Origin of the sequence: Micromonospora sp. NPDC050495, assembly GCF_040655175.1 — a bacterium.
Taxonomy (GTDB): domain Bacteria; phylum Actinomycetota; class Actinomycetes; order Mycobacteriales; family Micromonosporaceae; genus Micromonospora.
In genome coordinates this window covers 488,314-502,671 of the sequence record NZ_JBFAJK010000001.1, presented here as the reverse complement: position 1 = coordinate 502,671, position 14,358 = coordinate 488,314, and the positions used below count along the sequence as shown (strand labels likewise).

15 protein-coding genes are annotated in these 14,358 nt (G+C 67.4%); 4 read left to right on the top strand and 11 right to left on the bottom strand.

Annotated elements, in window-relative coordinates:
• Positions 1-65 precede the first annotated feature (65 nt).
• The 4 genes from AB0I11_RS02430 to AB0I11_RS02415 form a co-directional block, all read right to left on the bottom strand.
• Positions 66-1,277, bottom strand: coding sequence for a hypothetical protein (locus tag AB0I11_RS02430; protein ID WP_357309359.1), 1,212 nt, complete (start codon positions 1,275-1,277; stop codon positions 66-68).
• A gap of 56 nt (positions 1,278-1,333) precedes the next feature.
• Complete coding sequence (locus AB0I11_RS02425) at positions 1,334-3,742, bottom strand: ATP-binding protein (protein WP_357309356.1); 2,409 nt, start codon at positions 3,740-3,742, stop codon at positions 1,334-1,336.
• Between the two features lie 64 nt (positions 3,743-3,806).
• A complete protein-coding gene (locus tag AB0I11_RS02420) occupies positions 3,807-5,195 on the bottom strand; it encodes an Eco57I restriction-modification methylase domain-containing protein (protein ID WP_357309353.1) in 1,389 nt (462 codons plus the stop codon).
• A gap of 538 nt (positions 5,196-5,733) precedes the next feature.
• Complete coding sequence (locus AB0I11_RS02415) at positions 5,734-5,943, bottom strand: winged helix-turn-helix domain-containing protein (RefSeq protein WP_357310284.1); 210 nt, start codon at positions 5,941-5,943, stop codon at positions 5,734-5,736.
• Between the two features lie 392 nt (positions 5,944-6,335).
• Here AB0I11_RS02415 and AB0I11_RS02410 point away from each other — a divergent pair, with 392 nt between their 5' ends.
• Entirely contained in the window at positions 6,336-6,602 is a 267-nt protein-coding gene (locus AB0I11_RS02410) for a DivIVA domain-containing protein (protein ID WP_357310279.1), read from the top strand.
• Complete coding sequence (locus AB0I11_RS02405) at positions 6,599-6,868, top strand: hypothetical protein (protein WP_357309348.1); 270 nt, start codon at positions 6,599-6,601, stop codon at positions 6,866-6,868. Before AB0I11_RS02410 ends, AB0I11_RS02405 begins: the two co-directional genes overlap by 4 nt.
• Before the next feature lie 72 nt (positions 6,869-6,940).
• Here the strand turns inward: AB0I11_RS02405 and AB0I11_RS02400 are convergent, their stop codons facing one another.
• Positions 6,941-7,360: a MerR family transcriptional regulator gene (locus AB0I11_RS02400; RefSeq protein WP_357309344.1), complete on the bottom strand. Its 420-nt coding sequence runs from the start codon at positions 7,358-7,360 to the stop codon at positions 6,941-6,943.
• Positions 7,361-7,451: 91 nt separating this feature from the next.
• On the opposite strand from AB0I11_RS02400, the gene AB0I11_RS02395 reads away from it, so the two are divergent.
• Positions 7,452-8,357: an MBL fold metallo-hydrolase gene (locus AB0I11_RS02395; protein ID WP_357309340.1), complete on the top strand. Its 906-nt coding sequence runs from the start codon at positions 7,452-7,454 to the stop codon at positions 8,355-8,357.
• 55 nt (positions 8,358-8,412) lie between these two features.
• Here the strand turns inward: AB0I11_RS02395 and AB0I11_RS02390 are convergent, their stop codons facing one another.
• The 5 genes from AB0I11_RS02390 to AB0I11_RS02370 form a co-directional block, all read right to left on the bottom strand.
• A complete protein-coding gene (locus AB0I11_RS02390; protein WP_357309335.1) occupies positions 8,413-9,261 on the bottom strand; it encodes a GNAT family N-acetyltransferase in 849 nt (282 codons plus the stop codon).
• Between the two features lie 235 nt (positions 9,262-9,496).
• Entirely contained in the window at positions 9,497-10,150 is a 654-nt protein-coding gene (locus tag AB0I11_RS02385) for a hypothetical protein (protein ID WP_357309332.1), read from the bottom strand.
• Positions 10,147-10,554 (bottom strand): YbaB/EbfC family nucleoid-associated protein, encoded by a 408-nt coding sequence (locus AB0I11_RS02380; RefSeq protein ID WP_357309328.1) that lies wholly within the window; start codon positions 10,552-10,554, stop codon positions 10,147-10,149. Before AB0I11_RS02380 ends, AB0I11_RS02385 begins: the two co-directional genes overlap by 4 nt.
• A 19-nt stretch (positions 10,555-10,573) precedes the next feature.
• The gene (locus AB0I11_RS02375) at positions 10,574-11,623 is read right to left on the bottom strand and encodes a hypothetical protein (protein WP_357309324.1); all 1,050 of its coding nucleotides are present in this window, start codon (positions 11,621-11,623) and stop codon (positions 10,574-10,576) included.
• A 221-nt stretch (positions 11,624-11,844) separates the two neighbouring features.
• Entirely contained in the window at positions 11,845-12,591 is a 747-nt protein-coding gene (locus AB0I11_RS02370) for a TIGR03089 family protein (RefSeq protein ID WP_357309321.1), read from the bottom strand.
• A gap of 186 nt (positions 12,592-12,777) precedes the next feature.
• Here AB0I11_RS02370 and AB0I11_RS02365 point away from each other — a divergent pair, with 186 nt between their 5' ends.
• The gene (locus AB0I11_RS02365; protein ID WP_357309316.1) at positions 12,778-13,149 is read left to right on the top strand and encodes a DUF4267 domain-containing protein; all 372 of its coding nucleotides are present in this window, start codon (positions 12,778-12,780) and stop codon (positions 13,147-13,149) included.
• 130 nt (positions 13,150-13,279) lie between these two features.
• On the opposite strand, the gene AB0I11_RS02360 is transcribed toward AB0I11_RS02365, so the two are convergent.
• Positions 13,280-14,242 carry a zinc metalloprotease gene (locus tag AB0I11_RS02360; RefSeq protein ID WP_357309312.1) on the bottom strand — a complete coding sequence of 321 codons (963 nt, stop codon included), beginning with the start codon at positions 14,240-14,242 and terminating at the stop codon, positions 13,280-13,282.
• Positions 14,243-14,358: the final 116 nt, after the last annotated feature.

Genomic DNA, 14,358 nt, shown 5'->3' with positions numbered 1-14,358 from the left:
CGTGTCGGCCACATACGCAGTCGATTCGGTGATCCTGATCGCGCGTCTTTGGGACTGCCCATGCCTCATTCCACGCTCCCAACCTCGCCGTCTGCGGCCAACGAAGAGGGAGATCGAGAAGCTTCACCCTTTACGGAATCTTCCCTCAATTGCCAACGGTCCACGGACACCACTAGCGCCATGAGTTCCGGATCGCCCGCCGGCTCTAGGTACTTCCTATGCGCCCAAGGCTCATCCGCGTAGGGCGGCCAATCGTCGGGCTGGAGGCGGACGGCTTCCGATGCCGAAATGGGATCATCCGAGACCGAGTAGTCCGCACCTATCTCCATAACCGGATCCTCGATGTCAAGACATGACAGCGGAGTTCCGTGAAGCGAAGAAGCCGCATATCCGACGCTGGCAAGGTCGAGTTCGTCGTCGAGCCCGCACTCCTGAAGCATGTCATGGATGGCATGGCTGACCCCCGCCCTCCACCAGCGCGCGCCCATAAATGTATCGAGCGGCCCACCATAGCGAACCCCATCCAACTTAGACCTTAGATCGCTGTTCGAGTTCAGCACCTCTTCCAGCGCTCTCCTCGTAAGACCTAACGACGTAGCCAGTTTGCGCTCATCGATCAAGAAGGTTGGGAAGGGAAGAATCCGGTGAAGAAACCAACGAAGCCAAGCTCGGCCTGCCGTCCGCTGTGCAACAACATGCTGGGGAGGCCTGCATTGCTCCACCTGCCATCGTGCGTCGCGAGACCAATCGGCATCCGGAACTCCTAGCCAACGCAATCCCGGATCGCCTGAATCCGGACCCCAGTCCGACGAGAGGCTAGCTGTAGCATTCGCCAACTGCGCAATCCGCGCGGCGGCGGATGGTCTTCCCAGTTCCGGCAGGTAGCTCTTATCAAATACCCACTCAAGGTTATACTGAGCAGCGAGCAAGTACTCTCTGGCGGCCCTCGGCAGCCCGGCGCCAATCTTTTCAGCCTCGCCCGTTCGCAGCACGAAGGAGACAGCATCAACCGGTGGCCCTTTTCGGGCTCCGCTAGCCTCTACATGAGAACGAAGTACTGAGGCTAAGCTGAGACCATCCGGAACCTTCAGAGCAAAAGGAACAGAGTATCCGTTGCGACCCGGCCAGTGGTCGAGATATTGGTCAACTACCACGGTGGTAGCCCTTGCCAAAATATCCCCGTCGAGGTCATCGGGGTGAAGCGAAAGAGCGTCGATCCCTTCATCCTGCAGTACCTCTGCAAATGCAGACTGATCCTCGTCGTCGATAATTACCACGAGAGGCAGCTGGGCTCTACCGGCCGCAGTAGGCATTTGGGGCCACTTGGCTTGCATCATCGCTCCTGGGGGTCAGGAAGGTCCACGCGTACGCTCGTGGCGAAGCCGGGGGGAGCCTCGACGAAGCTAATTGTGCCTCGATAGTCTTCCACAAGTGCCCTTGTAATGGGAAGACCGAGACCAAGGCCTTGTCCTAAAACTTCGTTAACCTCGGTAGTGGTGCTCTCGAAGGGCAGAAACCATCGTTCAGCCTCCGTGAGATCAACCGCCACGCCAGTGTTGTGCACGAGCAGCGTCAGTCCCCTCCGCCCTAGCACTCTGCCCTCGACACGTACTCGACCTGGGCTACCCGCATTCTTGACCGCATTCGTCAATAGGTTTGTAAGTAGCACGCCCGCCTCGGCCGGAAACATCGGCGGTGTGGCGGCATCAGAATCGAGAAGATCCTCAATCGTCACGTCGAGTCGCGCCAGCTGACCATGCAGAAGGCGCTGCACTACGGCCAGACGGTCCTTAATTTTTAGTCGGGAGCGGCGGCGGCGTGGGTCGGTAACTAGCACATCAGTCAGGTAGCTGCTTTGCCTGGCGAGGGAATGCGTCAGCTCGTCAAGAGCCCGCCCAACCCGCCTAATCCTTTGCGACTGCGTTTTATTCAACGTCTGGTCGTACATCAATGGTTCGAGAAGCTGCTTGACCGTACTTGCCTGCCCAAGCATCCCATTGACGTCGTGCACGAAGGCGCCTAGCTGAAGGCCCACGCTCGCCAACACTCGCAGATCCGGCTGCAGACTTCGCAGCCGCTCAAGCTCTGCTGCCGCGACCGTGAAGCCTGCAATAAGCTTCTCCAACGAGCTGGCGTCGGCGGCCGGAAGAGCGGACGTTCGCAGGCCTTCAGCAATCCGTTGCGCCTCGCTGATGGCTGCCTTGGCCATGACCTCGGAAGAAGTAGGGACTAGGACGGCAGACGGTGGCGTACCCGAGCCCGGAGCCTCCATAGGAGGTGGAGGCTGACGTGACAGATCCGGTTGGTCGGCCGGTATCCGGTGCTCCGCTTGGCGGTCCGACCCTTGCGACGACGACGATTCATCCTGGGCAGCCTGCGCGACCTGCGTCTCCGCAAATCGGCGTTCTCTCTCCGCAATCTGGTTCGCCACGGCACGCCGTACTCTTACGCTGAGGTTCACGCCCGTCCTCACGAGTTCCACGAGGGCCTCGAACGTAGCGTTCGGAATAAATCCTTCGCGATTGACTAGGCTCATGAGTCCGCCGGTTCGGTCCTCAGTCAGGAACACCGCGCCGAAATAGCCAATATTTCCCGTCGCTGAAAGCGCTTCCCGGCGATCAACCTCAAGCTCATCACTGACGTTCTGGTCTACGTCAATTGTGTAGAACCGAGGGCCGGACCTGTAATCTCGGTCGACGCCGAGCCAGTCGTCACCGTGTTCCCCATAAGGCAACACTCTAAATCCCTCGAGGTAAACACGTACGCCAGCGTTCGATCTGACAAACCCTGCGAGAGGGCCCCGCCGAGTGCTTGAGTTCGGGTTGGTGAAGATTCTGGCTTGGAACCTCGGCCGATCCCTGCCGGGATAGGCCTTTTCGAAGTAGTAGGCGCGAGCGGCCGGTTCCCTCTTAGCATACGAGGCAAGCGGCGCAATTTGGTATCGCACCGTATCGCCTAACGCCTCAATCTCGACCAGCCATTCAAAGTTCTCGCTGGCCTTATCCCAGAGATCGTCTCCAGTGTCGAGGTCGCCGCTTAGTTTTACTTGAAAACCCTGATCTGCTGCAGACACGTCCCTGATGAGGGGAGCAGAAATCAGGTTAGTTCCAGCAATGGTTCCGGGGACCCACCCAGGGTCAGCAAGGGCTTCCGGGGGTTGCGACGTCTTCAACTCCGACACAAATATCGCCAGCTGCCGGTCGGTCCATCGGGACCGCAGGCGTTGGAGTTCGATTAACGTACCCATCGGCGTCGAAGTCTTGGGGGGCAGACGCTCTGTATGGAGACCTTCGCTCAATTCGTCAAGCGTGTCTTGTTGCTCAATTAAATCCCAATCGAGCAGAGCGTAGACACCCTCACTAGCACTTCCCGGCATCATGGATCGAGGAGCGCTAACAACCTTCAACGATGCGGCAAGCTTGTGTGCCGCCAACCGGCCAATCCCCTTCTGTCCCGTATAACGACGACCGTAAAGCGGTGAGCGACGGATTGCACCCTCTTTGTCGCGGCCGGCAATTCGCAAGAAGGCCGTCTGGAAACGGTCATACGTCATTCCGTTCCCGTTGTCCACGACTCGCAACACAGCTTGCCCTGACCCTAAGCCGCTTGCATGAAGGATGACCTCAGTTGCGTCAGCATCATATGCATTCTTAATGAGCTCGAGGATTGCCGTGCTGTCACGGCCGACAAGGAGCTCACCGAGCTCTCTCAACAAGTGGGTATCTACACTGAACCCCGCCACCGACCTCACCTCAATCCATTGTTCGGCTCGTCATGCTCAGGTTGGCAGCGAGCGGAGTATGGGCTTATTCCACGGGCACTAGGAGATTGCGGAGCGACCGAGGTTCGAGTTTAGATGACCCTCCCTGGTACTGGCGCGACATGCCATTCAGGGCCTGTTGTCCGTCTCCACTTCGGAGCCATGCTGCGAGTTCCCGCGGGCTCCACGGCGCTAGCGGGCCCAAATAAATTCCGTACAAATTGTTGCTGCCAACCACGCCCGCCTCATTGAGGATCACACGGTGATGACCCTTTCCGACTGGAGCCAGGAATATGTCGGGGGTAGCTACGAGTTCGACCGTATGCCAGATCTTGCGTTGTAGCGCGAGATGAGTTTTATGCACCCCCAGTGATCTTCCCTTTGCCAGGTATACCTTTAGGTCTTCATCCGTCTCCGCCGCATCACAGGAGTTCATATCCAAGAGCCATCGAGGCGCCCCTGCTGAACCTATGGCCTCATGGGCTTCGAGGTCCAAGGTGTCCCAGGGGCAGTGAGAAGCCTTGACGAGGGCAGGCCGTAGGGCCTTGTCAGGCAAACCTTCGAGCAACCGTTCTCCGTCAGAGAGGAAAAAGAAGCGGTTTGAGCCGGTTGCCACTCCACGACGGATCTTGGCAACGCTACCGAGACTTAGGCCCCGGACCGTCTGCACCTTCATACTCTTACTAGTAGCTAGTCGCGTAAAGGAGGGGGGGCAGGGGCCATTGCGATCGATTATCGCTTCAGAGTTTCTGACCACGGTTTGGCGCCCGTTATCGTCTGCCAAGTCAACTGCGCGAGAAATGAAAGGCTGGCTCGATCCTTGTTCTGCGCCAACAGAAAGAATCATTGCCGTTACTTGGGTTCCCGGAAATACTTCTACCTTGCTAGGGAAGAGATCGATCTCGATTCGTCGCCTGCGCGAATGCCACAGCCAACTTCGCAACTCGCGGCCATAACGCGTCTCGCACCAGGAGCCCGGCAGCAATAGGCATAGCGAGTCGTCTGAGCTCAAAGCGTTGATGGTTGCAGCGAGGAAGTATGCCGAGAGGCCCGCCAATCCGCTCGTCACCAGGTGGCCAGCAGCTTCTCGTGCTCGCACCTTCTCGTCCGCAGTCATTTGCTGATTGCGCGTGTAGGGCGGATTGCCCAGGACGAGTCGCGGCCCCTTCAGTTCCGGCCAGCCTTGGCTAATCCAGTCAAGGTAGTTCTGAACAACAAGATCAACCCGGCCTTGCTTCTTGGCTAGCTCCCCCACTTCACGAGAAGCTGCTCGCGCTGCCAGCAACCCAAGCGTTACGACATTGAGGTCGACAGCGATAGTGGTGGACGTTGGCCAAACCCGTCTGGCTGACACCGTGAAGGCACCGACGCCGGCACCCGGATCAATAATGTAAGATGGCCGGTCTCGAAGTATTGAACCTATGTTGCCAATCATGTAGCGAACGATTGCGGGGGGCGTGAAAAAGGTGCCCAGCCGCCGACGATTCTTTCCGGTTACCAGGATTTGATACGCTTCCGCCAGAACGTCGAGGTCGGAACCGAATGACTCGCGTATTGATTGAACCAGCTGACGGTCCGGAGTAGGCAGGGCTTCGGTTGCCCATTCAATTAGCGGAGAGGGCCAATGCCGAACAGCACGGGGAGCTAGGGCCTTCGCTACCGCACCGAGCGCGGAAAGTCGGCTCAGTTCGTCTTCACTCGCACCTGGGACTAGGCTCGCAGGGAGGGGCTTACCCTGGTTGGCGTCGGTCCACCGCACTAGGTTGACTACGGGGGCCGGGAGGTTGCTCGGTAGGCGACGCACGCGCCAAAGCTTAGCTGTCCACACACCTGGTCACGAGAGTGCACACGGTACCTTGGCTATTGCGCTTGGCGGCCTGCAGTAGGACATCATGCCCGGACCCGCCGTGGCTCCTCGTCTGCTTGATGGTCATCGGCTGACTGCCGTGGCAGACAATCGTCAGATGTGGCCGTCAGCGGCGCCGGGACTCTGCGACAAAGACGCCGCGACCCGGGCGGCCGACCAGCACACCCTGCTCCCGCAGCCTCGCCACCGCCCGACTGATCGTGGACTGCGACACGTCGTACGCGTCCGCCATCTCCCGCCCAGACGGAAGCTGGGAGCCAGGGGGATAGGTCCCGTCCTTGATCTTTCTCAGCAGATCGTCGAGCAGCTCGTCCATGGTGGGCGGAATAGGCACGTCAGGCCCCTTGCAGTCGGTTGGCCCGCCCAGTATCGATCAACAGCTTCGGCAGAGGCAACGCACGTAGCACGGGTGACATAGGTGGGCAGCTGACTCAGAGACATGCTTGACATAGGTGACTCGGTGGCAATAGCGTCGCTCTCGGTGATGCGGTGCTGTTGCGGTCGGTTGGCGCCTCTCGTACCGGTCTCGCATCGCCGTCGAGACTTCACACCCTCCGCGCTCCCCCGGCGCGGCCCTGCCGCCGTACCCGTGAACAGGCCGCAGGGCAGGGCGGTCTCCGCCGGCGGCAACCCGGCGGAGGCCGCCCCACCACACGTCGACGCGACCCGACGAAGGGCGGTCCCCCCGTGCGCAACCTGATCCGTCGGCTGGTGGGCCGACGCAACGAGAGACGGCCGATCGCAGAGGCCAGGAGAAGCCAGCCGCTCCGACCGTGGCAGGTCCGCGAGCGCTGCTTCAACGTCCGCCGGCGCGGCCTCGACCCCGTCGAGATCCGCGCCTTCCTGCACCAGGTCGCCGACGAACTCACCGTCGCGCAGACCGGCCTGCGCGCCGTGCAGGAGGAGAACCTGCGCATCAAGAACGCCCTACGCGCCTGGCAGAGCGCCCAGTCGGCGAACCGCCTCTACCGATGACCGGCCGCTGGGTGATCCACCTGCCGGTCACCGCCCCCGACCTGCATCGGGCCCGGATTTTCGCGCGTACCGCCGCTCGGGTGCTGGCCCACTTCAGCGCCCGGGTCGAGCCGGGCGGGGTGACCGTGTCGGCCGAGGACGAGCAGTGCGTACGCCATTGGGTTTTCTGTGACCGGCCGCTGCCGGACGACGGCGGGCGGTGCGGGCTGCCGGTGGAGCACAACTCGGGGTGCGCGCGGCGCGCGCCGTGGCTGCACCGCCGCTGACCGCGCTGCCAGCGGCGGGACGGGGTAGCGGGCCGCGGCCTCTACAGCAGGAGCGCGTTGCCGCCGACCTCGTCAGTCGTCGCGTCGGGTGGACGAAACCCCTTCCTCTGACTGGACTGCGTCGGATGCGAAGCTGCTGCACTCGGGGCAGGTGGACACGATCGGGTGCGCGCAGGCGAGTACGTGATCGAGGAAGTCCTGCGCGGCGTGCAGCCGGCCGATCTGGTCGGCGATCCGGTCCCGTCGGTCCCGCACCAGCGCGGCGCGGTGCTCGCCGTCGCCGCGATACAGGTCGCGGATCTCGGCCAGTGACATGCCGGCCCGTTGGCAGAGCCGGATCAGCCGCGCCCGCGTGATCGTCTCGTCGTCGTAGCTCCGGTGCCCGTTGGCGAGCCGGGCCGGTTCGAGCGCGCCGACCTCCTCCCAGTGCCGCAGCACGTGCGTCGGGACGTTGACCAGCGCTGCCGCGTCTCCGATTCGCCACGTCGTCACGCCGGCTCCTTCCGGATTGACTTCAGGTCGACCTGAACTTCTACGGTGCAGCCCACACCGCATGACGCGACAGGGCAAGAGGGGGACGTTCATGATCCAGACGGTCCGGGAGGCCGCGGTGGCGGCCGGCGCGCTGGCGGCGGTGCCGTATCGCATGCTCCGGCCGCGTCCGGTCGATCGGCGCTTCCTGGCCGGGCTGTCCGACGCCGGCATCCCGCGCGGAGATGTTGAGGTCGAGCTGATCGCACTGGATCAGACGGTGCGGTCGGTGCCGACACCACTGATCGCCGAGGCCGTCCGGCGACCGCGCCGGGTCGGCAACGCCCTGACCACGTACGTGATCCGGCATCCCGAGGTCACCGTGCTGCTCGACCCGTCCGTCTGCACCGACGTCGGCGAGCGGGTGATCGCCGACCTGCCGTGGACGTTGCGGCCGGCGGTGCGGCCGCGCTACCAGGTGCTGCCGACCACGACGGCGCTGGACCGGGCCGGCATTCCGGCCGACACGATCGACTTCGCCCTCCCCACCCACCTGCACTGGGACCACGTCTGCGGGCTGCTCGACCTGCCCGGGCTGCCGGTCATGGTGCGTCAGCGGGAGCGGGACTGGATGATGTCCGGCGACACCGCACCGGCGGGCGGCGTCCGGGCCGCGCTGCGAGACCGCCGGCTGGACAGCTACGAGCTGACAGGGCCGCCGGTGCTCACCTTCGAACGCAGTCACGACCTGCTCGGCGACGGGTCCGTGCTCATGGTGGAGCTGGCCGGGCACACGCCGGGCAGCGCCGGTGTGCTGCTGCGTACCTCCGACGGGCCGGTGCTGGTCGCCGGGGACGCCGCGTGGCACGGGCTGCAGATCGAACACGTCCGGCAGAAGGCGCCGTACCCGGGCTGGCTCGCCGACGACGATCGCGACGAGGCCTTCCGTACCCTGCACCGGCTGCACGCCGTCCGGAACCAGGTCCGCATCATCCCCACCCACGACCCGAGCGCCTGAGCCGACCACGCCGGGTGCGCGGTGCGCGAGGGGGCGGTGAGCGCGGCGCGCACCGTCAGCGGCGGGTGCGCAGGTAGCGGGCGCGGCGGCCGGCGTCCTGGAAGCCGAGCCGCCGGTACAGGCCCGCCGCCGGGTTGTTGTCGTTGACGCAGAGCCACGCCTCCCGCGCCCCGTCGGCGGCCAGGCCCCGCAGCGCCCGCGCCACCAGGTACGCCCCGACCCGCCGCCCCCGCCAGCCGGGGACCACGCCCACCTGGTCGATCCAGGTGTCGATGACGGTGAGGAACCCCACGGCGGCACCGTCGGGGCCGCGCGCGACGAGCGACAGGTCCGGCCGGTACCCGTCGTCGTCGCCCAGGTCGCCCAGCCACTCGTCGGCGTCGGGCTCGGCGAAGCCGGGGCGGTCGGCGAAGCTCGCCCGGTAGGTCTCGAACAGCTCCGCGTCGAGCGTCGCGGGCTCGGTGGTGACACCGTCAGGGCGGGCGACCTCGGGGAGGGCGGTGAGGTCGTGCCGGAGCACCCACTCGGTGAAGGTCCGCTCGTAGCCGCGCGCGGTGAACAGGGCGTCCGCGTCCGGGCTCCACAACTCGGTGGTGAGCAGCAGGTCGGCGTCGCCGGCCTGCTCGCCGGCCCAGCTCAGCAGCCGGCCGCCGAGACCCTGCCCGCGCCAGGCCGGGTGCACCAGGCCGGTGCTGGTGGCCGGCGTCCGCCCGGTGCCGACCCCGACCGCCGCGACCAGGTCACCGCCGTGCCAGGCGGCGAGGGTACGGGTCTGGAGCAGTCGCGCCCGCAGCAGCGGCGGGTCGGTGAACAGCGGTAGCCCACCGTCTTCGGCCAGGCACGCCTCGGCCAGTGCGGTCAGCGCCGGGAGGTGTTCCTCGCCGAGTTCCTGCCAGGTCAGCACGTCCGCCCGTTCCTTCCGCCCGCCGGGAGAACCGGCCGAGGACCGGCCGGCGCGTCGGCGCGCCCGGGGCAGTAGGCCCTGCGGGGCCGGCGAGTGTCAACCGGATTCGGCGCGGCCGGGCCCGCCGACCCGCAACGACGGGTCAGGATCGCAGCACGGCGGCAGCGGGCGGGTCAGGGTCGCGGGGCACCTGGGAACGGCGAGCCAGGATCGCAGCGCGCCGGCAGCAGGCGGGTCAGGGTCGGGGGGCGCCGGCGGCGGCGAGCGCGTCGAGCAGGGCCCGCAGCCGCCGCTCCCCGCCGAACCGTCCCTCGTAGAGTCCCACCTGCCAGGCGGCCGGGCTGCCCACCCGGTCCCGCCAGTGCCCGGCCAGCTTGCGGGTGCCGTCGCCGGCGGTCAGCGCCTCCGCCACGGTGGGCGGCACGTCGAGGACGAGGAGCGGGCCGCCAGGGCGGTCCCGGTCCACCCGTACCCCGGCGAGCGCGCCGGCCGGCAGCCGCAGGTCCCACCAGTCCGGGTCGGCGGGGTCGGCGTCGGCCAGTTCGTCGGCCCACACGCCGCGCAGCCGGCCGCGCACCTCCCCGTCGGCGACCACCAGCATCGGGTGGCCGGCGCCGTAGCCGTACCAGGTGCTGGCCGCGACGGTGAGCAGCAGGTACGCCACCGGACCGAGCAGCACCACCACGGGTACGGCCACGAAAGGCAGCCACGGCACCTGCCCGGCCAGCGGCGCGGTCACCAGCAGGGTGAGGACGCCGGCAACGATCAGGCCGACCAGCCCCAGGGCGGTCACCGGGCGGGCCTGGTAGCCGGCCCGGATCGGCCGCAGCGTGCCGAGGATCCGCAGCAGGGGCCGCCGCAGGCGCAGCTCCGGCGCGACGGCGCTCATGACCGGCCGAGGTTGCCGCGCAGCTGTTCCAGCTTCTCCCGCTGCGCGTCGACGAGCCGCTGGTACTGGGCGACCTGCTCCCGGGCCTGGCGTACCGCGTCGGTGCCGAACCCGTCGGCGGCGCCCCGGGTCATCTCGGCGACCACCTCAGCCAGCCGGGCGCTGGCCGCGTCGGCGGCCCGGCCGGTGGCCGCGAGGATCGCCTCGCGCAGCTCGTACGTCTGCATCCGCCGGGTCTCGGCGGCCAGCTCGATGTCGACGAGGCGGCCGCTCGCGCCGCACGTCGCCCGCACCAGTCCGGTGTCGTCGGTGCCCTCGCCGGTGAGGTCCTGGATCTGGCCGGCGAACCGGTTCGCCTGCTCGGCCATGCCCTCGATGCGGCGTCGGGCGTCCGGGTCGATCACGATGTCTCCTCTTTCCCGGTCAGGCGAAGTTCTCGCCGACGCGGAACTCGGTCAGGTCGGGCGTGCCGGCCGCGCCGTCGTCCGGCAGCGCCATCAGCTTCAGGAAGTCCTTGGCCAGGCCGTTGATGACCGCCAGGACCAGGCCGCCCAGCGCGGTCACCGCCGCGACCATGGTGGTGACCGAGCCGGCCACGGCCGCCCCGGCGGCCTCGATGATCGGCTCCAGCACGACCGCGGCGCCGGGCACCAGCTCGGCGGCGCGCATCGCGATCAGCCAGGTCAGGAACGGCACGGTCATCGCGCCCAGCGCGATCCACAGCCCGCCGAGGGCGATCTCCAGGGAGTGCAGCGCCTCCCCGAGGGTACGGATGTACGCGCCCAGCTCGTCCAGGTGGCCCTTGAGCTTGGTGGCCATGATGACGAAGTTGTCCCTGCCCTCGCCCTTCCAGGTGCCGGTGGCCGCCGCACACATCTTGTCGAAGTTCGCGTTGAGCGCCTTCTGCAGGTTGTCGCCGTGCCGCATCAGGTCGGCGCCGGACTGGGCGATGCCGACCGGGTTCGCCACGAACAGCGCGGCGGCGGCCACCCCGATGATGAACGTCGGGCAGAGCGCGGCGCAGGCCGACATGCCGCCCATGACCGCGCCGATCTCGGCCAGCGTGATGGTGGCGGCCATCGTGGCGGTGCCGAGCACCGCCGGGTCCGTGGCCAGTTGCGCGGTGCCGGTCCGGCCGTACGCGTCACCGAAGCCGGTCATCGTCGCGGGCGTGCCGCCGAACCCGCCGACGTGCAGGTCCTCGGCGCGCTCGTACTGGTCGGCGACGACGCCCAGCTTCGAGCCGATCTGCCGGCACACGTCCGCGGCCCCGCGTACGTCCTTGACCAGGAAGTCGACGCGCTGGATGTACAGCGCCTCCACCGGCGACAGGGCGAGACCGAACCCGGGCGCGTCGACGGCCCCGTCGCGGGCCAGCTCGTCGGCCGCGAGCGCGTAGTCGTCCGCGATGGTGGTGCCGATGGTCCGGCCGTGCGTCCGGACGTCCTCCGGGTCCACTGTGAAGTCGGCCATGCTGCCTCCCCGTCTGCACTGCGCTTCCCGGGCATCGTAGGGGATCACTGGGTGCCGGGACGCCCCCCGCGCGGTGGCCGAAACGCACTGGGACCCGGTGCCCGGTCTCGCGCCGGGGGCCGCCCGCCGCCGTTTGCCTCCGCTCACCAGGCGGACGGCTGGGCGGCATGATGCTCGCGGCAGATATGCCGCTGAGGCATGAATATGCCGCAGCGACGAGGTCACAGCACCCGGGTGACCCGCTCGGCGGCGATGCGGGCGTCCAGCCGCGCCCGGTCGAGGTTGGCGCAGAGCAGGACGGACGCGCCGGCCGCGAGGGGGGCCAGCAGCCACTTGAGCGGCTGCTCGTGCTCGGCCACGTCGACCAGCAGCCGGTCCCCGGCGCGCAGGTCGAGCTGTTCGGCGACCGCCTTGGCCAGCGCGCCCCACTCGCCGTAGCTGGTGCCGTCCGGGCTGGCCGGGTCGCTCGGCTGGAGGGCGGCGAGGTCGGGTGCGGCGGCCGGGTGCCGCAGCACCTCGGCGGACCAGTCCAGCCAGCCCGGCGGCACCTCGGCGAGCGGCTCGGCGCCGGTGCCGACCAGGTAGCGGTGCGTCCCGTCGGGCACGTCCTCCAGCCAGTCGTCGAGGCGTTCCGGGGTCACGAACACCGCGTCGTACGGCCGGTCGGCGCCCGGTTCGAGCACCGGCAGCCCGGCGAGGGCGCGGGGCCGGAACGAGACCGACAGCCCCACCGACCAGGCCCCGATCAACACCGCCGCGGTACGCCAGTGCGGCGGCAGCAGCACCGCGACCCGGTCGCCGGGGCGCAGCCCGCAGCCGTCGCGCAGGAGCGCGGCGCAGCGGCCCGCCCAGTCGCCGAGCTGGTGCGCGGTCAGCGCGCTCCGCTCCCCCGTCGCGTCGTCGCAGTACGTGAGCAGCGCGGCCTCGGTGGGTGCGGCGCCCACGACGGCGCTCGGCTGTCCGGCCATCGGTTGCTCTCCCTCCTGGCGGTCAGCTCACCCTAGCCGGGTGAACCGGGCCTTCCACGGCGACGGCCGCTCCCGCTCCCGGCGGGCTTGACGCGACAGGCCGGAACTCTAGCATCGCTAGCCAATCTGCTGACGCTCTGCTACCTTCGCTCTCGGACCTAGCAGCGCTAGAATTTGGAGCCGGACATGCTCACCCCCATCGCCTACGGGCTCGCCGTCGTCCTCAGCCTTCTCTGCGTCTTCATCGGTGCCCGGTTCCTCCTGGCACCCCAGGCCTCGGCCGCCGGCTACGGCGTACCGGCCAAACCGGACGGCGACCCGGCCTACCTCACCATCAAGGGCCTGCGGGACCTCAGCTACGGCCTGCTCGGCCTCGCCCTCATCGCCTTCACCAGCGCCGAGGCCGTCGCCTGGTACATGCTGATCGTCGCGCTCAACCCGCTCGGAGACACCGTCGTCGTGCTGCGCAACGGCGGGACGAAGGCGGTCGCCTTCGGCATCCACTTCGCCACCGCCGTCGTCGTCCTCCTGGACGCCGCCCTGCTGTTCGCCCGGTAGCGGGCGAGGCCCAGCCGACCCGGGCCGGGCCGGGCCATATTGAGCAAAAGGTTGCGGCACCGATCAACCTGACCGGTGCCGCAACCTCATGATTGCTTCGCGCCCTTGCGGGGCGTGGGTGCCGGCCTGGTCAGCCGGCGCCGCCCGCGCGGAACGCCAACCAGGCATCGCTCATCCGGTCCGCCTGGCCCGGGGTGAACATGTTCATGCAGGAGTCCTGCGTGTAGTCCATGAAGTTGTGGATCGGGTCCAGCCCTGGCGCGGTGCAGGTGTCGGCGCCCACCGGGCAGTTGAACTGCGGCGCCGCCTCGCGCGGGGTGTCGGCCACGAAGTCGCCGGAGGCGGAGCAGCCGTGCGCGAAGGTGTGCTCCAGCATCAGCCAGTGCCCGACCTCGTGCGTCAGCGTGTCACCGAGGGCGTACTTGCCCGCCGTGCCGCCCGGCATCGACTCGTCGAGCATCACCACGCCGTCGATGTAGTCGCGGCCGTTGTTGTAGTCCTTGGGGAAGTACGCCCAGCCGAGCAGCCCGCCGCCGATGTTGGCCGCGTAGACGTTCAAGGTCTCCGAGTCGCCGGTGTACAGCGCCTTCTTCATGTCCCGCTCGTTCTTGCCCGGCACCACCGTGTACCAGGCGCTGTTCACCGTCCACGTGGTGTCGACGAGGCTGAACCGGAACGGGGTGTCGGCGGCGTCCGCCGCCGTGCGGCCCGCGTACGAGTCGTTCAGCACCGTCATCTGCGCCGCGATGAGGGTGTTCCACCTGGTCCGCTCGGCCGCACTCAGCGGGTGGTCGGAGATCATGTGGAAGACCGTCGGCACGGTGACGCTGCCGTTGGCCAGGCGCGGGGAGTCCTTGATCACCCCGTAGGCGTTCGCCTCGTTCTTCGCGTACAGCTCCGGCTCCTGGGCGGTGGCGCCCTCGGCGACCCGCGCCGCGCTGGGCGCGCCGGCGGCCGGGTCGCACGTCGCGCCGCCCGGGGCGGTGGTGGCGGGCGCGGCCATGCCCGCCGCGCCGTACGCGCTGCCGGACGCCAGGAGCGTGGCAGCGGTGGCGGTGAGGACCGCCAGTCGGAAAGTAGATCTCCTGTGCATCGGTGCACCTTTCTCAACGGGGCGGTGCGGATCGACGCGTCGTTGCCCTGACCACGGTCGATGACGTCGTCGTTGGGGGTATGAGACCACGTCGACGGCATCGACAGAAGACCCGG